This is a genomic window from Streptomyces sp. NPDC050743, assembly GCF_044456925.1.
Classification (GTDB): Bacteria; Actinomycetota; Actinomycetes; order Streptomycetales; family Streptomycetaceae; genus Streptomyces.
On record NZ_JBITGJ010000077.1, the window covers coordinates 13,192 to 38,578 of the forward strand.

24 protein-coding genes and 1 pseudogene are annotated in these 25,387 nt (G+C 73.3%); 13 read left to right on the forward strand and 12 right to left on the reverse strand.

All coding sequences use genetic code 11. From position 1 onward, the window contains the following. Positions 1 to 215: 215 nt before the first annotated feature. Positions 216 to 647 carry an ATP-binding protein gene (locus tag ACIBJF_RS40555; RefSeq protein WP_399181683.1) on the reverse strand — a complete coding sequence of 144 codons (432 nt, stop codon included), beginning with the start codon at positions 645 to 647 and terminating at the stop codon, positions 216 to 218. 135 nt (positions 648 to 782) lie between these two features. Between ACIBJF_RS40555 and ACIBJF_RS40560 the strand changes: the two genes are divergently transcribed. Next, complete coding sequence (locus ACIBJF_RS40560) at positions 783 to 1,025, forward strand: hypothetical protein (protein WP_351812582.1); 243 nt, start codon at positions 783 to 785, stop codon at positions 1,023 to 1,025. 279 nt (positions 1,026 to 1,304) lie between these two features. Continuing rightward, on the forward strand, positions 1,305 to 1,763 hold the full coding sequence (locus ACIBJF_RS40565; protein ID WP_356306767.1) for a cyclic nucleotide-binding domain-containing protein: 459 nt from the start codon (positions 1,305 to 1,307) through the stop codon (positions 1,761 to 1,763). Between the two features lies 1 nt (position 1,764). Here the strand turns inward: ACIBJF_RS40565 and ACIBJF_RS40570 are convergent, their stop codons facing one another. Both ACIBJF_RS40570 and ACIBJF_RS40575 read right to left on the reverse strand, forming a co-directional pair. Next, positions 1,765 to 3,060: an MFS transporter gene (locus ACIBJF_RS40570; protein WP_399181685.1), complete on the reverse strand. Its 1,296-nt coding sequence runs from the start codon at positions 3,058 to 3,060 to the stop codon at positions 1,765 to 1,767. A gap of 108 nt (positions 3,061 to 3,168) precedes the next feature. After that, the gene (locus ACIBJF_RS40575; RefSeq protein ID WP_399181687.1) at positions 3,169 to 3,786 is read right to left on the reverse strand and encodes a LysE/ArgO family amino acid transporter; all 618 of its coding nucleotides are present in this window, start codon (positions 3,784 to 3,786) and stop codon (positions 3,169 to 3,171) included. A 66-nt stretch (positions 3,787 to 3,852) separates the two neighbouring features. Here ACIBJF_RS40575 and ACIBJF_RS40580 point away from each other — a divergent pair, with 66 nt between their 5' ends. Further along, positions 3,853 to 4,740, forward strand: a complete 888-nt coding sequence (locus tag ACIBJF_RS40580; RefSeq protein WP_399181689.1) for a LysR family transcriptional regulator ArgP — start codon at positions 3,853 to 3,855, stop codon at positions 4,738 to 4,740. A 401-nt stretch (positions 4,741 to 5,141) separates the two neighbouring features. After that, entirely contained in the window at positions 5,142 to 5,393 is a 252-nt protein-coding gene (locus ACIBJF_RS40585; RefSeq protein WP_399181691.1) for a WhiB family transcriptional regulator, read from the forward strand. Positions 5,394 to 5,416: 23 nt separating this feature from the next. Here the strand turns inward: ACIBJF_RS40585 and ACIBJF_RS40590 are convergent, their stop codons facing one another. The 5 genes from ACIBJF_RS40590 to ACIBJF_RS40610 form a co-directional block, all read right to left on the reverse strand. After that, on the reverse strand, positions 5,417 to 5,866 hold the full coding sequence (locus ACIBJF_RS40590) for a DUF6098 family protein (RefSeq protein WP_399181693.1): 450 nt from the start codon (positions 5,864 to 5,866) through the stop codon (positions 5,417 to 5,419). A gap of 68 nt (positions 5,867 to 5,934) precedes the next feature. Then, positions 5,935 to 7,770, reverse strand: a complete 1,836-nt coding sequence (locus ACIBJF_RS40595) for a sensor histidine kinase (protein WP_399181723.1) — start codon at positions 7,768 to 7,770, stop codon at positions 5,935 to 5,937. 148 nt (positions 7,771 to 7,918) lie between these two features. Further along, positions 7,919 to 8,623, reverse strand: coding sequence for a response regulator transcription factor (locus ACIBJF_RS40600; protein ID WP_399181695.1), 705 nt, complete (start codon positions 8,621 to 8,623; stop codon positions 7,919 to 7,921). Positions 8,624 to 8,643: 20 nt separating this feature from the next. Then, a complete protein-coding gene (locus ACIBJF_RS40605) occupies positions 8,644 to 9,381 on the reverse strand; it encodes a L,D-transpeptidase family protein (protein WP_399181697.1) in 738 nt (245 codons plus the stop codon). A gap of 42 nt (positions 9,382 to 9,423) precedes the next feature. After that, on the reverse strand, positions 9,424 to 10,830 hold the full coding sequence (locus ACIBJF_RS40610) for a M1 family metallopeptidase (RefSeq protein ID WP_399181699.1): 1,407 nt from the start codon (positions 10,828 to 10,830) through the stop codon (positions 9,424 to 9,426). Positions 10,831 to 10,990: 160 nt separating this feature from the next. Here ACIBJF_RS40610 and ACIBJF_RS40615 point away from each other — a divergent pair, with 160 nt between their 5' ends. Then, positions 10,991 to 11,338 (forward strand): DUF488 domain-containing protein, encoded by a 348-nt coding sequence (locus tag ACIBJF_RS40615; RefSeq protein ID WP_399181701.1) that lies wholly within the window; start codon positions 10,991 to 10,993, stop codon positions 11,336 to 11,338. Between the two features lies 1 nt (position 11,339). Here ACIBJF_RS40615 and ACIBJF_RS40620 read toward each other — a convergent pair whose 3' ends face one another. After that, positions 11,340 to 13,013, reverse strand: coding sequence for an FAD-binding dehydrogenase (locus ACIBJF_RS40620; protein ID WP_399181703.1), 1,674 nt, complete (start codon positions 13,011 to 13,013; stop codon positions 11,340 to 11,342). Between the two features lie 27 nt (positions 13,014 to 13,040). Continuing rightward, complete coding sequence (locus ACIBJF_RS40625; RefSeq protein ID WP_399181705.1) at positions 13,041 to 13,682, reverse strand: TetR/AcrR family transcriptional regulator; 642 nt, start codon at positions 13,680 to 13,682, stop codon at positions 13,041 to 13,043. Between the two features lie 103 nt (positions 13,683 to 13,785). Here ACIBJF_RS40625 and ACIBJF_RS40630 point away from each other — a divergent pair, with 103 nt between their 5' ends. The 3 genes from ACIBJF_RS40630 (at position 13,786) to ACIBJF_RS40640 (ending at position 16,506) form a co-directional block, all read left to right on the forward strand. Beyond that, positions 13,786 to 14,415 carry an alpha-ketoglutarate-dependent dioxygenase AlkB gene (locus tag ACIBJF_RS40630; protein ID WP_399181707.1) on the forward strand — a complete coding sequence of 210 codons (630 nt, stop codon included), beginning with the start codon at positions 13,786 to 13,788 and terminating at the stop codon, positions 14,413 to 14,415. A 77-nt stretch (positions 14,416 to 14,492) separates the two neighbouring features. Beyond that, on the forward strand, positions 14,493 to 15,239 hold the full coding sequence (locus tag ACIBJF_RS40635; protein ID WP_356306728.1) for an MBL fold metallo-hydrolase: 747 nt from the start codon (positions 14,493 to 14,495) through the stop codon (positions 15,237 to 15,239). A 31-nt stretch (positions 15,240 to 15,270) separates the two neighbouring features. Beyond that, the gene (locus ACIBJF_RS40640) at positions 15,271 to 16,506 is read left to right on the forward strand and encodes a DUF4032 domain-containing protein (protein WP_399181709.1); all 1,236 of its coding nucleotides are present in this window, start codon (positions 15,271 to 15,273) and stop codon (positions 16,504 to 16,506) included. A 1-nt stretch (position 16,507) separates the two neighbouring features. On the opposite strand, the gene ACIBJF_RS40645 is transcribed toward ACIBJF_RS40640, so the two are convergent. After that, positions 16,508 to 17,371: a universal stress protein gene (locus tag ACIBJF_RS40645; RefSeq protein ID WP_399181711.1), complete on the reverse strand. Its 864-nt coding sequence runs from the start codon at positions 17,369 to 17,371 to the stop codon at positions 16,508 to 16,510. Positions 17,372 to 17,889: 518 nt separating this feature from the next. Here ACIBJF_RS40645 and ACIBJF_RS40650 point away from each other — a divergent pair. The 5 genes from ACIBJF_RS40650 to ACIBJF_RS40670 all read left to right on the forward strand — a co-directional run bounded on the left by ACIBJF_RS40650 (position 17,890) and on the right by ACIBJF_RS40670 (position 24,986). Beyond that, positions 17,890 to 18,246 carry a VOC family protein gene (locus ACIBJF_RS40650; protein WP_399181713.1) on the forward strand — a complete coding sequence of 119 codons (357 nt, stop codon included), beginning with the start codon at positions 17,890 to 17,892 and terminating at the stop codon, positions 18,244 to 18,246. Positions 18,247 to 18,365: 119 nt separating this feature from the next. Then, positions 18,366 to 20,042: an FAD-dependent oxidoreductase gene (locus tag ACIBJF_RS40655; protein WP_399181715.1), complete on the forward strand. Its 1,677-nt coding sequence runs from the start codon at positions 18,366 to 18,368 to the stop codon at positions 20,040 to 20,042. 16 nt (positions 20,043 to 20,058) lie between these two features. Then, positions 20,059 to 21,528 carry an ATP-binding protein gene (locus ACIBJF_RS40660; RefSeq protein WP_399181716.1) on the forward strand — a complete coding sequence of 490 codons (1,470 nt, stop codon included), beginning with the start codon at positions 20,059 to 20,061 and terminating at the stop codon, positions 21,526 to 21,528. After that, complete coding sequence (locus ACIBJF_RS40665; RefSeq protein ID WP_399181718.1) at positions 21,525 to 21,887, forward strand: UBP-type zinc finger domain-containing protein; 363 nt, start codon at positions 21,525 to 21,527, stop codon at positions 21,885 to 21,887. Before ACIBJF_RS40660 ends, ACIBJF_RS40665 begins: the two co-directional genes overlap by 4 nt. A gap of 135 nt (positions 21,888 to 22,022) precedes the next feature. After that, entirely contained in the window at positions 22,023 to 24,986 is a 2,964-nt protein-coding gene (locus ACIBJF_RS40670; RefSeq protein ID WP_399181719.1) for a helix-turn-helix transcriptional regulator, read from the forward strand. On the opposite strand, the pseudogene ACIBJF_RS40675 reads toward ACIBJF_RS40670, so the two are convergent. Next, positions 24,941 to 25,204, reverse strand: a pseudogene (locus tag ACIBJF_RS40675) (hypothetical protein); the annotation flags it as partial. The gene ACIBJF_RS40670 and the pseudogene ACIBJF_RS40675 sit on opposite strands and share 46 nt — an antisense overlap. Between the last annotated feature and the right edge of the window lie 183 nt (positions 25,205 to 25,387).

The window sequence follows — 25,387 nt, forward strand, 5'->3', positions numbered from 1 at the left end:
AACGTGGTTTCAGGGCACACGGCCTGGGGCTTCCTGGGCCGGTCCCGAACGGTGGTGTCAGGGTTCGCCGCAGGTCTGTCGCCCGGTCCGCCGAGAGGGGGACCCGGGCGCTCGTACGGTTCCTGCCGGGCGCGCGCCTCCGGTCCGAAGCACGAGATTCCGCCTGCCCCTCGCTACGGGGAGCAAACACCCCAGGCGCGGAACTTCCGCACGGCTCAGTGCAGCGGTACGACGGCCGTGATGCGTTTGCCCCCGCAGGGCAGCTGCGCCACCCGGACGTCCCGGGACAGGCGGCAGACGATGGGCCAGCCCCGGCCGCCGAGCCCGGTGTGGCCGCGCTCGTCGACGGGCGCGGCGGCAACCGGTAGCTCGTCGCTGCCGTCGCTCACCGACACCCTTACGCCTCCGGAGTCCACATCGACGTCGAAGCCGGTGATGCCGCCGCCGTGCAGGATGGCGTTGGTGGTGAGCTCCGAGGTGACCAGCAGGGCGTCCTCCATGGCCGCTTCACCGCAGGGGATGGCGCGGGCCCGGCACCGTTCGGCGACCACGCGCTCGACGGTTCTGCGGGCCTCGGCCGGCCGGCACGGCCGGCGGCGCGGTTCCCGCAGTGTCGCCGAGCAGCTGGTGCGGTGCTTGTCGCGCATCCCTTCCTCCCTGAGCGATGCCCGGGAGCGATGCCCGGGCTGCCGGGTTCCTCTCTTTCGCCTCACCTCATCCGGAGCCGTCAAACTCCGTGGGCTCCCGTGTCATCACCGCGGCCTCGCGGGTACCAGAGGGGTATGACCGATGTCGTGGACGCGGACGAATTGCTACGGCGCATCCAGCGCGGCCGGGAACACGCGGCCGCGGAGGAGCGGGCGTGGCGGGAACGCGCACAGAACCTGACGGCGACGGATCCGGACGGCGCACGGGAGGCGACGGCCCGCGCGTGGGCCTTCGAGGCGGTGACGCGGGTGCTGGAGGAGATCGTCTGCCCGGGCGGGCGGCCGGTCGGGGCGGAAGGCGTGAAGCAGGTCACGTGACCTGCTACCGATTGGTAGAAAGCCCGCCGGATGGTTTATCGTTCATACATACGTGATGCCGGAGGTGACCGGAACCGTCCTTCCTCCCTCCATGGCGTCACCGCAGACGGCCCTGGCTGGCTTCCCCCGTCCAGCCAGGGCTTCTTGCTGCCCGGAAACGGCGGCGAAACCGGGCACGCGTCGGGAAATCCGCGTCCTTCGAGGTGCCCGCAGGGGCGGCAGCGGCTGAAATGGGCTTAGGGAAAGCACCCCCGGACCCTCGGCGAGGAGCCCCGCGCCATGACCAAAGCGATAAAACTGCTGACCGCCCTGCCCCAGGCGCAGCGCGAGCGCCTTATGGAACTGGCCAAGGAGGTCTCGTTCCCGGAGGACACCCGCATCTTCGAGGCGGGCGGCACCGCCGACCGGTTCTGGGTGATCCGTTCCGGCGCGGTCCACCTGGACCAGCAGGTCACCTCCCGGCAGCGGGTCACCGTGGCCACGCTCGGCGCGGGCGACATGCTCGGCTGGTCCTGGCTGTTCCCGCCGTACCGGTGGGACTTCGGCGCGGTGGCCTTCACCGACGTACGCGCCTACGAGTTCGACGGGCCCTCGGTGCTCGCGCTGTGCGTGGAGGACCCGCTGCTCGGGCTCTCGCTGGTGCGGACGGTGGCCGAGATCCTCGCCCACCGCCTGGAGACGACCCGGGGCAAGCTGATGGACCAGTACACGACCAAGGGGCGCGGCGGTCTGGTGTGACTCAGATCCGGTAGCGGCGCAGCGCCGGCACCGCGGCGGCCAGGGCCAGCATCACCACGACGACCAGCGCGCCGCCGCCCGCCACCGCGGCGCGCGGGCCGAAGGCCGAGCCGGCCGTGCCGTGCAGCACGTCGGCCAGGCGCGGCCCGCCCGCGACGACCACCGTGAACACGCCCTGCATCCGGCCGCGCATCTCGTCGGTCGCGGCCGACAGCAGGATCGCGCCGCGGAACACCATCGAGACCATGTCGGCGACGCCGGCCGCGGCGAGGAAGGCCAGGGCCACCCAGAGGTCGCGGCTCAGCCCGAACCCGGCGATGGCAACGCCCCAGCCGACGACGGCCCCGATGACCATCCAGCCGTGCCGGCGGGCCCGCGAGAACACCCCGGAGAACAGACCGCCGAGCACCGCGCCGACCGGGATGCCGGCGAACAGCACGCCGAGCGCGAGCCCCTCGCCGTAGGAGTGGTACGTCTGCGCCGCGAGCTGCGGGAACAGCGCGCGGGGCATGCCGAGGACCATGGCGACGGTGTCGGCGAGGAAGGACAGCAGCAGCACCTTGTGCCGGGAGATGTACCGGAAGCCCGCGGCTATCTCGCGCACCCCGGCCCGGCGGGCGGCCGCGCCGAGCGGTGGCAGCGCGGGCAGCCGGAAGACGGCCCACACGGTCACGCACAGCGCCACGGCGTCGATGAGGTACAGCTCGGGCAGCCCGATGACCGGGATCAGCACACCGGCGAGCAGGGGGCCGGCGACCAGGCCGGTCTGCATCACCGTGGAGCCGAGCGCGTTGGCGGCGGGCAGTTGCTCGGCGGGGACCAGCCGGGCGATGGAGGCGTTGCGGGCCGGGGCGTTGAGGCCGAAGAAGGCCTGCTGGCAGGCGAGCAGCACCATGAGGACGGCGACGGAGTCCATCCCGGTGACGGCCTGTGCCCAGAACAGCAGCGAGGTGACCGCGATACCGGTGTTGGTGACCAGCAGCAGCTTGCGGCGGTCCACGGTGTCGGCGACCGCGCCGCCCCACAGCGCGAACGCCACCATGGGCACCAGACCGGCCAGGCTGGCATAGCCGACCCACGCCGAGGAGTGCGTGACGTCGTAGATCTGCTTGGGCACGGCGACGGCGGTGAGCTGGCTGCCGACGGCGGTGATGATGGTCGACGTCCACAGGCGCTGGTAGGCCGGGATGCCCAGTGGACGGATGTCCATCGCCCAGCGGCGCCAGCCGCGCCGGGGCGGAGCCGCCGCGTCCGTCGCGGCGTCGGGTTCGGTGGTGCTGCTCTCGCTCGTGTCCACGGGTGTCCTGTTGCCGATAGAGGTTGCTCGCTACATCTTTTCGATTCGAGAGCCTAACTATCTCAGCGGACCCTGTGCACACCGAAAGGGTTTTGCCGGGCCCCGGTCTCAGGATCCGGCCATGAGCGTGGCCCCCAGCACCAGCATGGTGACGGCGACCGGACCGTCCAGCACCCGCCACGCCGCCGGGCGGGTCAGGAAGCGGCCGAGCAGCCGGGCGCCGAAGCCGAGCGCGGCGAACCAGCACAGGCTGGCGAGCGCGGCGCCGAGCCCGAAGGTCCAGCGCAGCGTGCCCCGGTCGGCGGCGAGGGAGCCGAGCAGGAACACGGTGTCCAGGTAGACGTGCGGGTTCAGCCAGGTCATCGCCAGACAGGTGAGTACCGCCCGGCGCCGGGAGCCCGCGGCCTCCCCCTCGGTGCTCAGCCCGGCCGTGCCCGGCCGGAGCACCCTGCGGGCCGCGAGGACGCCGTAGCAGAGCAGGAAGAGACCGCCCACCATCCCCACCGCCCGGACCACCCTCGGCCACGCCACCACGACCGCCCCGACCCCGCCGACGCCGAGCGCGATGAGCACCGCGTCGGACAGGGCGCAGATCCCCACCACGGCGAGGACCGCGTCGCGGCGCACCCCCTGCCGCAGGACGAAGGCGTTCTGGGCGCCGATGGCGACGATCAGCGAGAGGCCGGTGCCGAATCCGGCGGCCGCGGCGGTCAGAGCGTGGGTCATGCACCCGAACCTAGGCAGGGCGCCGAGTCAAGTACAGCTAATTTTTCTTACGTATCCTTAGCTATTGTGATGACGGAGCTTCCCCTTGAGCAGGTGCGGACCCTGCTCGCCGTGGTCGACGAGGGCACCTTCGACGCCGCCGCGGCCGCCCTGCACGTGACCCCGTCGGCGGTCAGCCAGCGGGTCAAGGCGCTCGAACAGCGCACCGGCCGGGTGCTGCTGCAGCGCACCAAGCCGGTGCGGCCCACGGAGTCCGGCGCGGTGCTGGTGCGGTACGCCCGGCAGCTCGCCCGGCTCGAACGCGACGCCTGGGGCGAACTCGGGCTGAGCGGTGCCGGGGAGCCGACGCGGGTGTCGGTGGCGGTGAACGCGGACTCGCTGGCGACCTGGTTCCTGCCGGCGCTGACCCGGGTGCCGGGGCTCTGCTTCGAACTCCACCGGGAGGACGAGGACCACACGGCGGCCCTGCTGCGCGAGGGGCTGGTGATGGCGGCGGTGACCACCGCCGCCGACCCGGTGCCGGGCTGCACGGTCCGGCCGCTCGGCCGGATGCGGTATCTGCCGGTCGGCACACCGGAGTTCACGGCGGCCCACCTGGGCGGGCGGCCGCTGCCGGAGGCGCTGTCCGAGGCCCCCGTCGTGGTCTTCGACCGCAAGGACGACTTCCAGGACGCCTTCGTACGCCGGCTGGGCCGGGACGCCGCCGGCCCGCTCAGGCACCTCGTGCCCACCTCGGAGGGCTTCCTGGACGCGGTCGCCGCCGGGCTGGGCTGGGGCATGGTGCCGGAGGTCCAGGCGGGCCCGCTGCTGGCGGAGGACCGACTGGTGCTCCTCGCTCCCGAGGAGTGGATGGACGTCACGCTGTACTGGCAGCAGTGGAGGCTGGACTCCCCCGCACTGGCCGCACTTGCCGATGCCGTGACGGCGACGGCGGCCGAGGCGCTGCGCCGCTGACAACCCCGTCACGCTTTATCCGTCTACGTTTCATCCGTCTACGTCCGTTTCGAATTAACCCTTTCGGATTATCCGTTTCGCGCCGACGGAAGGGCCCCGCGGAGTACGGTGGTCGGGCGGTGGCGCGGCGGACGGCGGTCCCGGCCGGTTCCCGCCCCAACTCCGCGCCCCCGATGCCCGGTCGGGTACGGGTGCCCACGGCCCGGTGGCCCGCCCGCACCGTTCCCGGCCAGTTGAACGCGTACGGCTCGCCCCGGCCGTACGCGCGCCCGTGGCCGGATCGCCGCCTACGCGCGATCCCTTGCCGCACACGCCGTTTCACGCCGCCGCGACCGGTCACCCGAACTCGCAGTACGCATTCGACAGGCACGGACGACTTCGATCGGATCCGGGAGACTTCCATGGACAACTGGCGCGACCATGCCGCGTGCCGTCACGAGGACCCCGACCTGTTCTTCCCCATCGGCACCACCGGACCGGCGCATGTGCAGACCCAGCACGCCAAGGCGGTCTGCGGCCGGTGCCCCGTCCGGGAGGAGTGCCTGGACTGGGCGCTGGAGACGGGGCAGGGCATCGGCATCTGGGGCGGGACGACCGAGCTGGAGCGCCGGAGCCTGCACCGCCGCGCCCGCTCCCGGCCGCGCTCCGGCTGAGCCGGGCGTCCGCGGCCTGGGCCTCAGCGGCCACCGCGGCGCAGCGTCCCCCACTCCCCTTCCTGCCGCGCCACCTCGGCCTTCGCCGCGTCGATCACCTCGTCCGCGATCCAGCACAACGGCTCGGCGTCGGTCACGAGGGGCTCGTTGTCGGGGCCCCGGCCGGCCTCCCGGCCCCGCAGGACCCAGGGACGGACACCGGACCCCTTGTCGTGCGGCAGGTGTGCGTAGTCGTACAGGCGGCGGGCCACCCACAGCTCCACCGACCGGTCCGCCCACCAGCTCTCGATGTCGAGCGGACTGGCGGACAGCCCCGGCATGGACACGCCGGTGAGGTCGTCGGTGCTGGAGACCTCGGCGAGGTCGGTGCCGGGCCCCAGGGACCAGCGGACGTACAGGCCCTGCTGCTCGTCCACCAGGCGGGCCACGTCCGCGAGCGTGGACACGACCGGCAGGTTCTCCGCTGCGCTCATGACCCGACCTCCCTCGACAGCGCCGCGCGACCGGAGTACCCCTGGGGCGCGCGGGGAATCGGAGGCGGTCAGGCGGGGTCCGCGGGTGGGCCGGCCGCGGGCAGCCGCAGGGTGAAGACGGCGCCCTGGCCGGGCTCGCTCGCGGCCTCGGCCGTGCCGTCGTGGGCGGCGAGCAGGTGGCGCACGATCGGCAGACCCAGGCCGCTGCCGCCGGTGCGGCGGCTGCGGGACTTCTCGGCACGCCAGAACCGGTCGAAGACGTGCGGCAGGTCCTCGGGCGCGATGCCCGAGCCGGTGTCGGTGACGGTCAGCACGACGTCGGCGCCGTCCCTGCGGGCGGCGAGCGTGACCGTGCCGTCGGCGGGGGTGTGCCGCAGCGCGTTGGAGACCAGGTTCCCGAGGGCCTGCCGCATCCGCACCGGGTCGGCGTCGAGCCAGGCGCCGGCGTCGGTCTCGGTGCGCAGGGCGACCCCGGCGGCCCTGGCCGCGACCCGGTGGGCGGCGGCCACCTGGTCCAGCAGGTCGCCGGCGCGCAGCGGCTCGCGGTGCAGCGGCAGGGTGCCGGCGTCGGCGGCGGCGAGGTCCTGCAGGTCGTCGATGATCCACTGCAGCACGAGCGCCTCCTCGTGCAGCGAGTCCAGCAGGGGCGGGTCGGGCTCGACCACTCCGTCGCGGACGACCTCCAGCCAGCCGCGGATGTTGGTGAGCGGGCTGCGCAGCTCGTGCGCGATGTCGCTGACCATCGCCTTGCGCTGGGCCTCCAGGCGGGCACGGCGCTCGGTCAGGTCGTTGAAGGCCTCGGCGAGGATGCCGGTCTCGTCCCGGGTGGTCACCGGGACGCGCACGTGCAGTTCGGGCGGCTGCTGGGCGGCCTCGGTCAGCGCGCGCAGCGGACGTACCAGGCGGATGGCGACGAGGGCGGTCACGGCGACAGTGACGGCGAGGACCAGTCCGGCCGCGCCGATCACCTTGGCCTTGTTGGCCGGGGACATGTCGAAGCGGGAGGTGTTCTGGTCGCCGATGCCGAGGAACAGGTCGGCCACCGGGGCGACGTAGGGCTCCAGTTGGGTGCGCCGGGCGGTCAGCAGGCAGTGCTGGGCGGCCCGCGCCGTCGCCTCCTTGCCCGCTCTGGCGAACTTGGCGACGAGGTAGCCGCCGCCGAAAAGGTCCTTGCCGCTGGGGTCGAAGGTGGGGAAGAGCTGCCCGCCGAAGTCCAGGCCGGCCTGCTTCAGGCAGGGCCGGGCGAGGTCGGTGAGGTCGGCCAGGGCCTTGCGTTCCGTCGGCGTGGGCGTGTTGAGACGTCCGTCCTCGCACACCGCCGCGCCGTAGGAGGCCGGGTCGGTGCCGTCCGGGAGGGTGACGACGGTCCGTCCGCTCGCCGTGCGGACGATGCCGGGCTGGAGGCCGTAGTGCTCGTAGCACTGCTTGCGTTTGGCGGCCAGCGCCTCCACTTGCGCGCGTTCCTTCGCCGGGAGCCGGTAGGGGCCGACCACGCGCGGGTCGATACCGCTGCGCTGGGCGCCACTCTCGCTGTAGGTGTCGGTGCGCAGCGGGTCGACGGTGGCCGCGGGCCGGGGCGGCAGCGGGGTGCCGCGGGGCGCGGAGTCGGCGACGAGAGTGCGGTCGGCGGTGGTGAGGGCGATCCGGCGCCCGGTCTCGGCGGCCAGCTGCCGGACGGTGCGGCGGACGTCCGTCCAGTCGGAGTGGGTGGCGGCGTATCCGCTGAGCCGGGCCAGGATGCTGTTGTCGGCCGCGAGGTCCTGGCCCTGCTCCTCCTTCAGGGCGCTGGTCGTGGTGGTCACCGCGAGCCAGGCGGTGGCGGCCACCGAGCAGACCGCGATCAGCGCGGATACGGACAGCAGCCGGACGACAAGCCGCTTGCGCAGGGGGATCCGCCGCTTCACGGGCGCCTGCGGGCCGGCGCCCGCCTGCTCGCGCTGCCCGGGCATGCCCGGCCGGGCTCGGAGCCACCGACGCTTCACGGGCGCCTCCGCCCGTCCCGAAGCCCGCACGTCACGGACGCCTCCCGCCCCGCTCGGGACCGCCGCCGCCTCACGGCCTGGTTCCGCTCAGCTTGTAGCCGACGCCGAACACGGTCAGCAGCCGTACCGGCCGGCGCGGGTCGGTTTCGATCTTGCGGCGCAGGTTCATGATGTGGACGTCGACGGCCCGCTCGGTGGACGCCCGGTCGAAGCCGCGGGTGCACTGCAGCAACTGCCGCCGGGTGAACACCCGTTCCGGCTCGGCGGCCATCGACAGCAGGATCTGGAACTCGGCCGGCGTGCAGTCCACGACCGCGCCGTCGCAGCGCACCTCGTGCCGTACGGGATCGACGCTGATCCCGGCGGCCCGTACGACCGGGTCGTCGTCCCGGGTGCCGACGCCGCGCCCGCTGCGTCTGAGCACCGTGCGGATGCGGGCCATCAGCTCGCGTGGGCTGTACGGCTTGGTCATGTAGTCGTCGGCGCCGAGTTCGAGGCCGAGCAGCAGGTCGTCCTGGGCGGAGCGGGCGGTGAGCATGACCACCGGTATCTCCGGGTCCGCGCCGCCGCGCAGCGCCCGGCACACCCCGAAGCCGTCGACGACCGGGAGCATCAGGTCCAGGACGACGAGGTCGGGTCTGAGGCTGCGGGCCGCCTCCAGCGCGGCGGCGCCGTCGTGCACCACGGTTGCGGTGTGTCCCTCGGCCAGCAGGGAGCGGCGGATCAGTTCGGCCTGCTTCTCGTCGTCCTCGGCGACCAGTACATGTGCGCACACGGGTTCGGATCCTAGGCGTCTCAGACGGCGAGCCAGTCGGCGTATCCCATGGCGACCACCGGATGCCGTGCCGGATCGAGGGTGCGCAGCAGTTCCCTCATGTGGCCCTTGGCGACGCTGACGCAGCCGTGGGTGGGCCCGCCGTGGTCAACGTGCAGCCAGACTCCGCCGCCGCGCTTGGGGCCGAGCGGCCGGGTCCAGTCCAGCGGGGAGGTGCCGGGCCGGCGGTTGTAGTCGATCGCGATGACGTAGTCGAAGCAGCCCTCGAGCGGTTCGCCCTCGAAGCCGGTGCCGGGCGAGTGGAAGCCGCCGGAGTGGTGGTACGGCAGTTTGCCGCCGGGGTCGGGGAGGAGGCCGCCGGCGTCGGAGAGGGTGTAGACGCCGAGCGGGGAGCGCAGGTCGTCCAGTACGTGGGCGCTCCAGCCGCGAAGGGCGTTGTGGCCGGCCCATCGGGGGCCCGTCTGCCAGCCGGCGGGGGTGCGCTGGTGCACGGCGACCGTGCAGAGCGGGGAGTCCTTCCCGCGCCCGGTGACGACGACGGCCTGCTCGCAGCGCTCGGGTATCGCCGCCGACCTGGCGGGGCCGAGGCCCGGTATGCCCTGGTGCGCCTGCTCCGCCTGGACCGCGGAGGCGGGCGTGGCGGTGGGCGCCGGGCGGGTGGGGGGTGTCCGGCGCCCGGTCGCCTCGGCTCCGCCGCCGCAGCCGGTGAGCAGCAGCGGGGAGGCGAGGAGGGCGACGGCGGTTCTGCGATGGATCATGGTGTCGACCCTGGCCGACACATGTTTGGAACCGGTCAGGGTTCAGGCGCTGTTCGGCTTGCCTTTGGTGAACAGCCAGGTGTGGAACAGCCCGTCCAGCCGCTTGCCCGAGATCCGCTCGGCCAGTGCCTCGAACTGTGCCGTCGTACCGTGGCCGCCGCGGTGTCCGGCCGTCCAGGCGCGCAGGATCCGGAAGAAGTCCCGGTCGCCCACGGCCTTGCGCAGTTCGTGCAGGGTCATGGCGCCGCGGTTGTAGACGGGCGTGTCGAAGATGTTCCCGCCGCTGCCCGGGTCGCCGGGCGGAAACGCCCACAGGTGGTCGCCGGCCGGGCGGGCGTAGAGCGCGTCGAAGGTCTTCTGGGCGCTGTCGCCGCCGTGCTGCTCGGTGTACAGCCACTCGGCGTAGGTGGCGAAGCCCTCGTTGAGCCAGATGTCCTTCCAGGCGGTCAGGGCGACGGAGTCGCCGAACCACTGGTGGGCGTTCTCGTGGACGAGGGTGCCGATGTCGGGTGCGGAGTCGTACAGCGGCCGGGTCTGGGTCTCCAGGGCGTAGCCGACGCTCGCGTGGTCGACGATCGACCCGGCGGAGCGGAACGGGTACGGCCCGAACAGCTTGCTCTCCCAACTCAGGACGGACGGCAGCTTCTTGAGCACCGGTGCGGCCGCGCTCGCCTCGCGCGGGTCGACGGCGTTGTACACGTGGATGCCGTCGTGGGTGGTGTACTGCTCGACGTCGAACTTTCCGATGGTGACCGTGGCCAGGTAGGCGGCCATGGGCCGGGTCTCGCGCCAGTGGAAGGTCGTACGGCCGTGCTCGGTGCGCCGGCCGAGCAGCGCGCCGTTGGAGACGGCCGTGCGCCCCTGGGGGACGGTGACGGTGATGTCGTACGACGACGTGTCCTTGGGGTGGCTGTTCGCCGGGAACCAGGTCATCGCGCCCTGGGGCTCGCCGGCGACGAAGGCGCCGTCGTCGGTGGGTATCCAGCCGTCCGCGCTGCCGTCGGGGTCGGTGACCGGCTTCGGGGTGCCGTCGTAGGTGACGGTGACCCGGAAGTCCCGGCCCGCGCGCAGGGTGTGGCGCGGGGTGACGACGAGTTCCTGGCCGTCGCGCCGGGAGGCCGCGGGCGCGCCGTCGACGGTGACGCGGGTGACCTTCAGGCCCTTCAGGTCGAGGTCGAAGCGGCTGAGGTTCTCGGTGGCGCGGGCGGAGAGGGCGGCCCGGCCGTCGAGGTGCCGGGCGGAGGTGTCGTAGCGGAGCGTCAGGTCGTAGTGCCGGACGTGGTAGCCGCCGTTGCCGCTGAGCGGGAAGTAGGGGTCGCCCGCGCCGGACGCGCCGGCCTTGCCCGACGCCGTGGCTCCGGCGGCGCCGACGAGTGTTGCGAGGGCGACGGGGAGGGTGGCGAGGACGGCGGTGCGGCGTCGGAGGTGCGGTCTGCTGGGTGGCGTCACATGCGGCTCCTGGAGGACGTGCCGGGTGATACAGACTAGGGCCGGCGAGGGCCCGGTTTCCGCCTTGTTCAGGCCACCTCGTCCCGCGTCGCGACCGGGTGGCCGGGGGCCGCCGCAGTAGGCTCGCGGGACCGTCCGCGACCCGAGAGGGGCCCCGACCGTGAGCGTGCGTGTGCGCCGCATCTACGACCCGCCCGAGGCCGACGACGGCCTGCGCGTCCTCGTCGACCGCCTGTGGCCGCGCGGCCTGGCCAAGGACGCGGCCCGCGTGGACGAGTGGCCGAAGGCGCTCACGCCGTCCAACGAACTGCGCAAGTGGTTCCACGGGGGCGGCTCCTACGAGGAGTTCAGGGGCCGCTACGAGGCGGAGCTCGACGCCACGGAGGCCGCCGAACTGCTCGACGGCCTGCGCAAGGCGGCCCGCAGGAAGCGCGTGACCCTGCTGACCGCGTCCAAGACGCCGGAGCAGAGCCACGCGCAGGTCCTGCTGGAGCTGCTGAAGGGCTGAGTCAGCCCGTGTGCCGGGCCGCGTGCCGGCCCGCGGCCCGGCCGGAGAACAGGCAGCCGCCGAGGAAGGTGCCCTCCAGCGCGTTGTAGCCGTGCACCCCGCCGCCGCCGAAGCCGGCCACCTCGCCCGCCGCGTACAGCCCCTCGATCGGCGTGCCGTCGGCGGACAGGGCGCGGGAGTCGAGGTCGGTCTGGATGCCGCCGAGGGTCTTGCGGGTCAGCACGTGCAGCCGGACTCCGATGAGGGGGCCCGCGGCGGGGTCGAGGAGTCGGTGCGGGGTGGCGACCCGGCCGAGCCGGTCCCCGATGTAGCGGCGGGCGTTGTGGATGCCCTGGACCTGGGAGTCCTTGCTGTAGGGGTTGGCCATCTGCAGGTCGCGGGCCTCTATCTGGCGGCGCACCTCGGCCGCGTCCAGCAGCGGCTTGTCGGTGAGGGCGTTCATCTTCCCGACCAGCTGCTCCAGGTTGCCCGCGGTCACGAAGTCCGCGCCCTTGTCGAGGAAGGCCTGCACCGGTGCGGGCGCGCCCTTGCCGAGCAGCCGGTCGCGCAGGACGGCCTTGCGGTCCTTGGCGGTGATGTCCGGATTCTGCTCGGAGCCGGAGAGCGCGAACTCCTTCTCGATGATCTTCCGGGTGAGGATGAACCAGGAGTGGTCGTATCCGGCGATGTCCTCGGTGGTGCGCAGGTACTTGAGGGTGTTGAGGGTGTCGTAGCCCGGCAGGCAGGGGTCGGGCAGCCGGCGGCCGAGGGCGTCGAGCCAGATGGAGGACGGGCCGGGCAGGACGCGGATGCCGTGGCCGGGCCAGATCGGGTCCCAGTTCTGCAGGCCCTCGGTGTAGTGCCACATGCGGTCCCGGTTGACCAGCCGGACGCCGGCCTCGGCGCTGATGTCGAGCATCCGGCCGTCGACGTAGGCCGGGACGCCGGTGACCATCTCGGCCGGCGGGGTGCCGAGCCGGGCGGGCCAGTGGCGGCGGACGATGTCGTGGTTGGCGCCGATGCCGCCGGTGGTGAGGACGACCGCTTGGGCCCTGAGTTCGAAGTCGCCGACGCGGTCGCGGTTGGAGGCGACTCCGCGTGCCGAGCGGTCCTCGGCGAGCACCGTGCCGCGCACCCCGTGCGCGGTGCCGTCCTCGATGACCAACTCGTCGACCTGGTGGCGGTGGTGGAAGGTCAGCAGCCCGTCCCGGGCGGCCTGGCGGGCGTACTTCACGAACGGCTCGACCACGCCGGTGCCGGTGCCCCAGGCGATGTGGAAGCGGGGCACCGAGTTGCCGTGCCCGCCGGCCCTGAGGTCGCCGCGCTCGGCCCAGCCGACGGTCGGCAGCAGCTCGATGCCGTGCCCCTTGAGCCAGGACCGCTTCTCTCCGGCCGCGAACTCGACGTAGGCGCGGGCCCAGCGCACCGCCCAGGAGTCCTCGTCGTCGTGCCGGTCGAACCGCGCGCTGCCCTGCCAGTCGCTCCAGGCGAGGTCGAAGGAGTCCTTGATGCCGAGGCGGCGCTGCTCCGGGGAGCCGACGAGGAAGAGCCCGCCGAAGGACCAGAACGCCTGTCCGCCGAGGTTGTCGGCGTTCTCCTGGTCGACCAGGGCCACCCGGCGGCCCCGGCTGGTGAGCTCGTGCGCCGCGACCAGGCCGGCGAGGCCCGCTCCGACGACGATGACGTCCGCGTCCATCGTGGCTGTGTCCTTCCCTAGAGGTCCTCATGCGGGGGTCGTGCGGGGTGCTGCGGGGGTGCGGCTGCCGTCCGTGAGCAGGGCGGTGACCAGTTGCTTGAGCCAGGCGCGGGCGGCGTCGACGTCCTTGTCCAGCAGGAGCTGGACGGTGACGCCGTCGTACGCGGCGACCACCGCGTGCGCGGCGCCGTCCACGTCACCGAGCACGGCGGGCAGTTCGGTGTGGCCGCGGGCCCGGAAGAGCCGGTCGGCGACCGCCTCGCGGAGCCGGGCGCGGTGGTCGAGGAGGGCCCGGGCGATCTCGGGGTCGCGGGCCGCGTGTACCAGGAAGTCGGTCTTGACCAGCAGCCAGTCCACGTCGAGCAGCAGTACCTCGGTGACGCGGTCCACGGCCGTCGGTACGTCGAGTCCGGGCCCGTCCTGGGTGAGCGCCTCGGTCACCTGGGAGGCGATGAGGTCGGCGCGCTCCTGGTAGAGCGCGAAGAACAGCTCGTCCAGCGTGGCGAAGTTCGAGTAGAAGGCGCCGCGGCTGAAGCCCGCGGCCTCGCAGACCTCCTCGATGGAGACCCGTCCGAAGCCCTTGGCCGCGAACACCTCGAACGCGGCCTGTAGCAGCCTGGCGCGGGTCTGGACCCGGCGCCGGGTGACGCGCTTGGGTGCGTCCTCCATCCGACCCTCCCGAGTTCGATACAGGAATGTATCCGATACATCGATGTATCGAAAGGCCTGATCGTAGGGGAACACATTTTCGATTAAGGAGTACGCTGGACCCATGTCCACGCACCTCCAGGGCTCCCTCTTCGACCAGACCGACGAGCTCCGGCTCGGGCCGCTCGACGGGCCGGCCCGGACCGAACTGGGCGCCGGCGCCTGGGTCGACGTCGTGCCGGGCTGGCTGAGCGGGGCCGACGCCCTGTTCGAGAAGCTGGCGGCGGACGTGCCGTGGCGGGCGGAGCGCCGCAAGATGTACGACAACGTGGTGGCCGTGCCGCGCCTGCTGGCCTTCTACACGGCGGACGACCCACTCCCCCATCCGGTGCTGGACGAGGCCCGTGACGCGTTGTCCCGGCACTACGCCGAGGAGCTGGGCGAGCCCTTCACGACCGCCGGGCTGTGCTTCTACCGCGACGGCCGGGACAGCGTGGCCTGGCACGGGGACCGGATCGGGCGAGGTGCCCGCGAGGACACGATGGTCGCGATCCTCTCCGTCGGCGCGCCCCGGGACCTGCTGCTGCGTCCGGCGGGCGGCGGCGGTGCGACGCTGCGGCGGCCGCTCGGCCACGGCGATCTGATCGTGATGGGCGGCTCCTGCCAGCGGACCTGGGAGCACTGCGTACCGAAGACGGCCCGGGCCACGGGGCCGCGCATCAGCATCCAGTTCCGGCCGCACGGCGTGCAGTGACGCGACCCGCCGGTGCGGGAACGCCGGCACATCTGGTTGGCTGTCCCGGACGGTCGGTCACAGGGTTCGGGGAGATCATGCGGGCAGAAGTACACCACGTCGCCGACGGCACCTATCTGGTGCACGGCAACCACGTCAACTGGGTGATCCTGAAGGACGGGGACGCCGTGACCCTGGTGGACACCGGCTATCCGGGAGACCGCCAGGGAGTCCTCGAGTCCCTCGCCGAGGTGGGCAGCTCCCCGGAGGCGGTCGCCGCCGTTCTGATCACCCACGCGCACAACGACCATCTGGGTTCGGCCGAGTATCTGCGCGCCACCCACGGCACGCCCGTCTACCTGCACCCGGCCGAAGTGCCGCACGCGCGGCGGGAGTTTCTGCAGCAGGCCTCCATCGGCGACGTGGTCCGCAACGCCTGGCGGCCGGGCGTCCTGCCCTGGGCGGCCCATGTGATCCGCGTCGGCGGAACCGACCACAACCCCGTCACCGCTCCCGAGCCGTTCCCGGACGAGGGCCCCCTGGACCTGCCCGGCCGCCCCGTGCCCGTGCACACCCCGGGCCACACCGGCGGCCACTGCGTCTACCACCTCCCCGAGGCGGGCATCGTCATCTCCGGTGACGCCCTGGTCAGCGGCCACGCGACCTCGCGGGTCAAGGGACCGCAGATACTGCTCGACTTCTTCCACCACGAGCGCTCCGGGGTCCTGGCCTCCCTGGAGACGATCGGCGCGCTGGACGGCGACACCCTGCTGCCCGGGCACGGGCCGGTCCACCGGGGTCCGGTGCGGGCGGCGGCCGAGCAGGCGCGGGACCGGGCCTCCTAGAACACGCGGGCGGGGCCTTAGGGTTCGTGCCATGGCCTTGCAGATCAGCGCCACGAACCCGGAGCACCCCGCGCTCCTGCTCGCCCTGCCCTGGGACGTGCCCCTGAAGGAGTGGCCCGAGGAGTACCTCGTGCCGCTCCCGAGGGGCATCTCCCGGCACGTGGTGCGGTACGCGCACGCCGGCGACGAGGTGATCGCCGTCAAGGAGCTGGCCGAGCGGCCCGCGCTGCGCGAGTACGGGCTGCTGCGCGACCTCGACCGGCTCGGCATCCCCGCCGTCGACCCGCTCGCCGTGGTCACCGGCCGCACCGACCGCTCGGGCGCCCCGCTGGAGCCGGTCCTGATCACCCGGCATCTGCGCGGCTCGATGCCGTACCGGTCGATGTTCGAGACGACCATGCGTCCGGCGACCATGCACCGCCTGATGGACGCCCTCGCCGTGCTGCTGGTCCGGCTGCACCTGGCCGGGTTCGCCTGGGGCGACTGCTCGCTGTCCAACACCCTCTTCCGGCGGGACGCGGGCGCCTATGCCGCGTATCTGGTCGACGCCGAGACCGGCGATCTGCACCCGCGGCTGAGCCCGGGGCAGCGGGAGTACGACCTGGACCTGGCCCGGGTGAACATCAGCGGCGAGCTGCTGGACCTGGAGGCGTCCGGTGCGCTGCACCCGTCCGTCGACCCCGTGGAGTTCGGGCACGAGATCTGCACCCGCTACCAGGGCCTGTGGCAGGAGCTGACCCGCACCTCGGTGTACCCGGCGGGCAAGTACCACTACATCGAACGCCGGATCCGCCGGCTGAACGACCTCGGTTTCGATGTGGCCGAGATGCAGATCGAGCACTCCTCCAACGGCGACACGGTCACCTTCGTGCCGAAGGTCGTCGACGCCGGGCACCACCAACGGCAGCTGTTGCGGCTGACCGGCCTGGACACGGAGGAGAACCAGGCGCGGCGGCTGCTGAACGACCTGGAGAGCTGGATGGCCACCCAGGACGACTACGCGCCCGGCGATCCACTCACCGCCCGCCCGGAAGTCCTGGCCCACCGGTGGGTGCGGGACGTGTTCCGGCCCACGGTGCGGGCCGTGCCGCCACGGCTGCGCGGCTCGATGGACCCGGCCGAGATCTACCACGAACTCCTGGAACACCGCTGGTACCTGTCCGAGCGCGCCCAGCACGACATAGGCCTCGACACGGCCGTCGAGGCCTACATCGAGAACGTCCTGCCCAAGGCGCGGGCCGGCCTGGAGCCGACCGAGGCCGAGTAGCTCACTCGTGCGGGACCACCGCGACCGGGCATTCGGCGTGGTGCAGCATCCCGTGCGCGACCGAGCCGATCCGGGCGCCCACGGCCGTACGGTGCGCCCGGCGCCCGACGACCATCAGCTGGGCCCGGTCGGCCACCGACAGCAGCACCTGGCCCGCGCTGCCCATCTCCAGGTGCTCGGCCACGGGCACCTCCGGGAACCGTTCCCGCCACGGCCGGAGCGCCTCGGTCAGCGCCTGCTGCTCGTAGGGTTCGAGACCGCCGGAGTCGTCGAGGAGCTTGAGCGAGCCTGGGCTGTAGGCGAAGACCGGCGGCAGGGTCCACGCCCGTACGGCCCGGACGGCCGCGCCACGGGCCGCCGCCGTCTCGAACGCGAACCGCAGCGTGGCCGCGCTGTCCTCGGGGTCGCCGTGCTGACCGACCACGACCTCCCGCCCGGCTGCCTCGGCCGCCGGCTGATCCCCGGCGCGCACCAGGACCACCGGCCGGGCCGCCTCGGCGATCACCTGCTGCCCGACCGAGCCCAGCAGGAACCCGAGCACGGGCCCGTGCCCGCGCGAACCCAGCACCAGCATCTCCGCCTCCGCCGCGGCACGGGCCAGCGCGCGCACGGGCTCGCCCTCGACCACGTCGACGCTCACCTCCAGCTCCGGATGCCGCTCGGAGACGGCCCGCACGGCCTCCGCCACCCCTTCCGACACCCAACCCTGCTGGGTGCTCCGGTCGACGACCAGCGACTCGGCGTACCGCCAGGCGTGCACCACGCGCAGGAGCAGCCCACGGCGTACGGCCTCCCGGCCCGCCCAGTCCAGCGCGGCCAGGCTCTCCTGAGTGCCGTCCACCCCTGCCGTGATCGGGCGTGTCATCCGTGGGCCTCCTTGTCGTCGCCGCTGTCGTGGTGCTGGTGCCCACTATCGGCCACCGTCGCGCACGGGCACGACGATGTCCTCCACGAGCCGTCGGGCGATTGCCCGGGGGTAGGGGCACGCAGGCCGAGCACGAGGTGCGTGAAGCCCGCCGCGATCAGCCGTCCGCGGGTCACGGCCCAGGGCCGCGCAGTGGGCGTCGAGGACGCGGGCGCGTCCGGCGAGGGTCTCCACGGAGTTCTGCAGCGGCCCGGGGATGTTCCAGATGTCCGCGTGTTCGGCGACCAGCCGCAGGGTGCGAGCGCACCAGCCGGGAGGCCGCCGGCAGGATCGGGGTCGACCGGAGCACGATGGTCGCCCTCGTCGCCGCCCCGGAGGACATAGGGACTCGTGGCGCGCCGCCGCAGCGCCGAGGACCGGCGCCGGAACACGGTCGGGCCGACCGGGCACGGCCAGGAGGTCCTGCGCCGCGCCGAACGGGCCCGCGCGTCCGGCCGTCCGCTGACTACGCTTCCGGCATGGCTGTGGAGTGGGAGCAGGTGGTCGTCGACGCGGCCGACCCGGTGGCACTCGGGCGCTGGTGGGCCGAGGCGCTGGGCTGGGTCGTGGTGAACGACGCCGCGGACGAGTACGAGATCCGGCCCGCGCCCGACCGGCTGCCGGGGCTGCTGTTCGTGCCGGTGCCGGAGCCGAAGAGGGTCAAGAACCGGCTGCATCTCGACTTCCGCCCGGACGACCAGGCGGCCGAGGTGGCCCGACTGCTCGCGCTCGGCGCCCGGCACGCGGAGATCGGGCAGGGCGAGCAGCCGTGGGTGGTGCTCGCGGATCCCGAGGGCAACGAGTTCTGTGTGCTCGGGGAGCGGCGCCCGGGCTGATCGCGCCGCCTGCCCTGTCCCAGGGCGAATCGGGGCAATCGAACATACGATGGCTGCGAACCGGTGCGGTGGTCCCCACGACACCGACCCGCGGAACCAACGCTCGGGGTGGGAGACGTATGGCACAGGCCGCCGACGCAGCGCGGACCGTCATCCTGACCGTGGACGACGACCCGGGGGTCTCCCGCGCCGTCGCCCGCGATCTGCGGCGCCGCTACGGCGAGTCGTACCGGATCGTGCGCGCGGAGTCGGGGGCGTCCGCGCTCGAGGCCCTGCGCGAGCTGAAGCTGCGCGGCGACCTGGTGGCGGTGATCCTGGCCGACTATCGCATGCCGGAGATGAACGGCCTCGAGTTCCTGGAACTGGCGCTGGACGTGTACCCGGGGGCGCGCCGGGTGCTGCTGACCGCGTACGCGGACACCAACGCGGCGATCGACGCGATCAACGTGGTCGATCTGGACCACTATCTGCTCAAGCCCTGGGACCCGCCGGAGGAGAAGCTCTACCCGGTCCTGGACGATCTGCTGCAGGCCTGGCGCTCCAGCGCCTACCGGCCCGTGCCCAGCACCAAGGTGGTCGGCCACCGCTGGTCGGCGCGGTCGTCGGACGTGCGCGAGTTCCTCGCCCGCAACCAGGTGCCGTACCGCTGGTACTCGGTGGAGGAGCCCGAGGGGCAGCGGCTGCTGGCGGCCGCCGGGCAGGACGCGCGGCGGCTGCCGCTGGTGATCACGCCGGACGGCACCACGCTGGTCGAGCCCGAGGCGCCGGAACTGGCCGCGCGGGTCGGGCTGGCGACCACGCCGACGGCCGACTTCTACGATCTGATCGTGATCGGCGGCGGGCCGGCCGGGCTCGGTGCGGCCGTGTACGGGGCCTCCGAGGGGCTCAGGACCGTGCTGGTGGAGCGGTCGGCGACCGGCGGGCAGGCCGGGCAGAGCTCGCGGATCGAGAACTACCTGGGCTTCCCCGACGGCGTCTCCGGCGCCCAGCTCACCGATCGGGCGCGCCGGCAGGCGGCCAAGTTCGGCGCGGAGATCCTGACCGCCCGCGAGGTGACGGGTCTGGAGGCCAACGGCGCCGCCCGGGTCGTACGGTTCGCGGACGGCTCGGCGATCGCCGCGCACAGCGTGATCCTCGCGACCGGCGTGCAGTACCGGCAGCTGGAGGCCGCCGGCTGCATGGATCTGACCGGCTGCGGGGTGTTCTACGGTTCGGCGCTGACGGAGGCCGCCTCCTGCCAGGGGCAGGACATCTTCATCGTCGGCGGCGCCAACTCGGCGGGCCAGGCCGCGATGTATCTGTCCCGGGGCGCGAAGTCGGTGACCTTGCTGGTGCGCGGCCCCGACCTGTCGGCCTCGATGTCGCACTACCTGATCCAGCAGATCAACGAGGCGCCGAACATCTCGGTGCGCCCGCACACCGTGGTGGACGCGGCGCACGGCACGGACCACCTGGAGCAGCTGACGCTGCGCGACACCGTGACCGGCGAGCGCGAACGGGTCGACGCGCAGTGGATGTTCGTGTTCATCGGCGCCGCCCCGCTGACCGACTGGCTCGGCGACGCGGTGCTGCGCGACGAGCGCGGGTTCATCCTGGCCGGGCCCGATCTGACGGCCGACGGGCGGCCGCCGGCCGGCTGGGAGCTGGACCGGCCGCCGTACCACCTGGAGACCAGCGTCCCCGGTGTGTTCGTGGCGGGTGACGCCCGTGCCGAGTCCGCCAAGCGGGTCGCGTCCGCCGTCGGAGAGGGAGCCATGGCCGTGATGCTCGTCCACCGGTATCTGGAACAGTCATGAACGATCTGGAGCAGTCATGAGCGGGCAGATCATGCCGTGCAGTCCCCAGGAGATCGGCTCGCTGTTCCTCTTCGAGAAGCTGAGCCCCGAACAGCTGGGCCGGTTGTGCTGCGAGGGGCGGGTGGAGCTGTTCGAGCCCGGTCCGGTGTACACCGAGGGCGACCCGGCCACCTGCTTCTTCGTGTTGATCGAGGGCACGGTCGTGCTCTCCCGCCGGGTCGGCGGCGACGACGTGGAGGTCACCCGCACCTCGCAGCGCGGGGTGTACGCGGGCGCGATGCAGGCCTACATCGGCGACCGGGTGCGGCAGGCCTACAACAACTCGATGCGGGTGACGGAGCCGTCGCGGTTCTTCGTGCTGCCGGCGGACATCTTCGCGGACGTCATGACCGAGTGGTTCCCGATGGCCGTGCATCTGCTGGAGGGCCTGTTCTTCGGGTCGAAGCGCACCCAGGCGGTGATCGGGCAGCAGGAGCGACTGCTGGCGCTGGGCTCGCTGTCGGCGGGGCTCACACACGAGCTGAACAACCCAGCGGCGGCAGCCGTACGGGCGACGGCCACGCTCCGCGAACGGGTCGCGAAGATGCGGCGCAAGCTGGCCATGATCGCCGAAGGCCCCTTCTCCCGCGACGCGTTGGCGAGTCTGGTCGAGATCCAGGAGCGCACCGCCGAACGGGTCGCCAAGGCTCCGGTGCTCAGTCCGCTGGAGGCCTCCGACCGGGAGGACCTGCTCACCGACTGGCTGGAGGACCACGGCGTCGGCCAGGCCTGGCAGCTGGCGCCGGCCTTCGTGCAGGCCGGACTCGACGTCGACTGGCTGGACCAGGTCGCCGCCGCCGTGGACGAGGAGATCCTGCCCGGTGCGGTCGCCTGGCTCAACTACACCATCGAGACCGAGCTGTTGATGAACGAGATCGAGGACTCCACCACCCGGATCTCGCATCTCGTCGACGCGGCCAAGCAGTACTCGCAGCTGGACCGGGCGCCCTACCGCGCGGTGGACGTGCACGAACTCCTCGACAGCACCCTGCTGATGCTGTCCGGCAAGATCGGCGGCGGCATCCAGGTCGTGAAGGAGTACGACCGCACGCTCCCGCCGGTGCCCGCCTATCCGGCGGAGCTGAACCAGGTGTGGACCAACCTGATCGACAACGCGGTGTCCGCCATCAACGGCGCGGGCGGCACGGGCACGTTGACCGTGCGGACCGCGCTCGACCACGAACGGCTGCTGGTGGAGTTCCGGGACACCGGGCCCGGGATCCCGCCCGAGATCAAGGACCGGATCTTCGACCCGTTCTTCACCACCAAACCGGTCGGCGAGGGCACGGGGCTCGGCCTGGACATCTCCCGGCGGATCATCCTCAACAAGCACCACGGCACCCTGCGCGTGGAGTCGGTGCCCGGCGACACCCGCTTCCAGGTGCTGCTGCCGCTCACCGCCGAACTGCCTGACACGTCCATCGAGCAAGCGGAGGAAGCCGTATGAGCACCAGCGACAAGGCCGACGCGATCGACCCGGGCGTCCCGCCCAGCGGCACCGGCTGTGTGGAGTGCGAGGAGGCCGGCGGCTGGTGGTTCCATCTGCGCCGGTGCGCGCAGTGCGGGCACATCGGGTGCTGCGACGACTCACCCGCGAAGCACGCCACCGCGCACTACCACGCCACGGGGCATCCGGTGATCCAAAGTTTCGAGCCGGGTGAGGAGTGGTTCTGGGACTACGCGACGGACGAGTTGTACGCCTCGGGTCCGGAGCTGGCCCCGCCGGCCAGTCATCCCGCCGAACAGCCCGTGCCGGGGCCCGCCGGGCGGGTCCCGAGGAACTGGGCGCAGGCGCTGAGGGGTTGAGCGCCCGCCGACTCGGCGGGTTCTCCGCGGGCGGCGACCGCGGGTGCGTCGTGGCTGGTCGCGCCCGCGCGGCGGAGCCGCACAACGGCACGGTCCCGCGCCCCTTCGGGGCGCTCGGCGTGCCAGGATGGAGGCGTGTCGCAGATCGTCTTCTCCTCGCCGCCGTTGATCGGGCGGGACGAGGAACTGGCCCGGCTCCTCGGCGTGCTGGAGCGTGCCCGGGGTGGGGAGGCGCGGGCGGTGCTGGTCGCCGGGGACGCCGGGGTCGGCAAGACACGGCTGCTGGACGAGGTCACCGGCCAGGCGGCACGTGCGGGGAGCACCGTGGTCACCGGGCACTGCGTGGACCTCGGTGACGTGGGCCTGCCGTACCTGCCGTTCACCGAGATCCTCGGCGTGCTCGCCGGCGACGCACGCTTCGCATCCGTGCTGGCCGCGCATCCGGCGGTGGAGAGGCTGCTGGGCGCCGGCCCCGACCCGGCGGGCGGCCCGGACGGAAGGCTGCGGCTGTTCGAGGACGTCGCCGGGCTGCTGGCCGAACTGGCCGCCGTGGCACCGCTGCTGCTGGTCCTGGAGGACCTGCACTGGGCCGACCAGTCCTCCCGGGACCTGCTGCGCTTCCTGCTCAGCCGGGGCGTGCTGCACCGGCCGGGCGGCGCCCCCGAGCGGCGCCTCGCGGTCCTCGCCTCCTACCGGGCGGACGATCTGCACCGCCGCCACCCCCTGCGCCCGCTGCTCGCCGAACTGGTCCGGCTGCCGGCCGTGGAGCGGCTGGAGCTACGGCCGCTGGCCGATCCCGAGGTCGCGCGGCTGGTGCGGGCCCTGGAGGACCGCCCGCTGCCCGAGTCCGTCGTACAGGGCATCGTGGCCCGCGCGGAGGGCAACGCGTTCTACGCGCAGGAGCTGTTCGCGGCGGCCGGCGCCGACGCCGGCGGCGTGCCCAGCGGGCTCGCGGACCTGCTGCTCATCCGGGTCGAGCAGCTGACGGAGACCGGCCAGCAGGTGCTGCGGACCGCCGCCGTGGCCGGGCGCCGGGTGGAGCACGACCTGCTGCGCGAGGCGGCCGGGCTCCCCGAGGAGGAGCTGGAGGCGGCACTGCGCGAGGCCGTCGGCCGGCAACTGCTCGTCCCCGGGGACCGCGACACCTACGCCTTCCGGCACGCCCTGACCCGCGAGGCGGTCTACGCCGATCTGCTGCCCGGCGAACGGTCCCGGCTGCACGGGGCGTACGCCCGGCTGCTCGCCGCCCGTGGCCGCGCCCCGGAGACCGCCGCCGAGCGCGCCCACCACGCGCGCGAGAGCCACGACCTGCCGGGGGCGCTCGCCGCCTGTCTGGAGGCCGCCGACCACGCCCGGCGGCTGGGTGCGCCGGCCGAGGAGCTGCGGCACCTGGAGACGGCGCTGGACCTGTGGTCGTCGGTGCCGGCCGGGGCACGGCCGAGCGCCGACGGCATCGCGCCCGTCACCCTGACCCTGCGGGCCTCCGTCGCGGCCGTGCAGGCCGGGGACTCCCATCGGGCGGTCTCCCTGACGCGGGCCGCGCTCGCCGAGGTCGGCGAGGACGCCGACTCCGCGCTCGCCGCCCGGATCCGCTACACCCTGGCCGGCAACCTGATCAGCGTGGACCGGCTGCAGGCCGCCTTCCGGTACAGCAGTGAGGCGCTGGCGCTCATCCCCGCCGAGCCGCCCTCGCCGACCTGGGTGTGGGCGGCGGCCACCCATGTCGTGGCGGCTCGTCACCTCGGCGCGGACGAGACGGCGCTGCGCATCGCCCACCGCGCTCTGCCCGTCGCGGAGGAGCTGGGCATGGCCGACGCCCGGGCCGATCTGCTGATCTCCCTGGCCAATCTCGAAGGAGGCGGCCGGCGCTCCCCGGAGGGCCAGGAGCAGCTGCGGAGGGCCCGGGAGCTGGCGCGGTCCGCCGGGCACGGTCCGGTGGAGATGCGCGCGCTGTTCAACCAGGCGATCAGCCGTCTGGAAGCCGGCGATCTTCAGGCGTGCCTGCCCGTGCTGGCCGAGGCGCTGGAGCGGGCCCGTCGGACCGGACTGCTGTCCTCGCCGTATCCGCTGGGGATGCGGTATCTCCAGCTGCTGGTGCTGTACACGCTCGGCCGGTGGGACGAGTGCCTGCGCGCGGCGGCCCAGGCCGCGTCCGTCATGCCGGCCACGGGCGCCTTCGCGGCGGGGCCCGCGCTGTACGCGGCGGCGGCGCGGGGTGACGCCGGGGCCGTCGAGCGGGCCGAGGCCCTGCTGGAGGGACCGTTCAACTGGATGGGCACGCTGGTCGCCGGCGTCGTGCTCACCGACGCCGCCGCGCTGCGGGGCGACCCGCAGGCGGCCGAGCAGCGGATGCGGGCGACCCTCGCCGCGCTGGGCGACGGCTCGGAGCGGCAGCCCGACGTCACCGTCCGGCTCGCCGCGCTCTGTCTCACGGCGGTCGCCGACCGGGCGGTGGAAGCGCGGCGTGCCGGCGACGCACCGGCGCTGCGCCGCTGGGCGGACACCGCGACCGAGCTGGTGGAGCAGGCGCGGGCCTCGGCCGCACGGGACGAGGAGGGCCGTCAGCAGGGCCCGGAGGGCCAGGCCTGGCTGGCCCGCTCCGAGGCGGAGTGGGCGACGGCCACCTCCGGCCCGGATCCGGCGGCCTGGGAGAAGGCGGTCGCCGCGTTCGCGTACGGCGACGTGTACGAGCAGGCGCGTTGCCGGGTGCGCTGGGCGGAGGCGCTGCTGGCCGTCGAGCGGCGCCCGGAGGCGGCGGAGCAGGCGCGGGCGGCGCGGGCGACGGCGGCCGCGCTGGGTGCGGCACCGCTGCTGGAACGGATCGACGCGCTGACCCGCCGGGGCCGTCTCACCGCCGCCACGGCGGCGGACCCGGCCGGTGCCGTGCCGCTGACCGCCCGGGAGCAGGACGTGCTGCGGCTCCTCGCGCGGGGCCGCAGCAACCGGCAGATCGGCGAGGAGCTGTTCATCAGCGTCAAGACGGCGAGCGTGCACGTCTCCAACATCCTGGCCAAGCTGGGCGCCGCGAGCCGTACGGAGGCGGTGGCGATCGCCTACCGCCGGGGGCTGATCGCGCCGGAGCCGACCGGGGCGGGGTGAGCGGGCCGGTCCCCGGTCAGGCGGGCGCAGTCGAGGCTGCCGGGCTCGACGGCACCGGCGATCGCCCGCATCCCCTGGTCGTCGGGGTGCAGGTGGTCGCCGCCGTCGAGGAACGGCAGCAGCCGTACGGAGTCGTGGGGGCTGCGCAGGATGCGGTCGACGTCGGTGACCGCGTCGAACTCCCCGCTGCCGCGGATGAATCGGTTCACCGGGTTTCTCCGAGGATGCCCCGGCCTTCAGGACTCCGTTGGGAAATCCGTGAACCGGTGATGATGAGTGTGCAGGCCTGCCATGATCGGCATGTTCGTCGATCGAGGGTGGGGTTGTATGTCGCTGGAGCCGCGGGCTGATCGCGGGGTGCCGGAGCTGACTGCGCGGGTGGTGCGGGCTTCGTTTCCGAA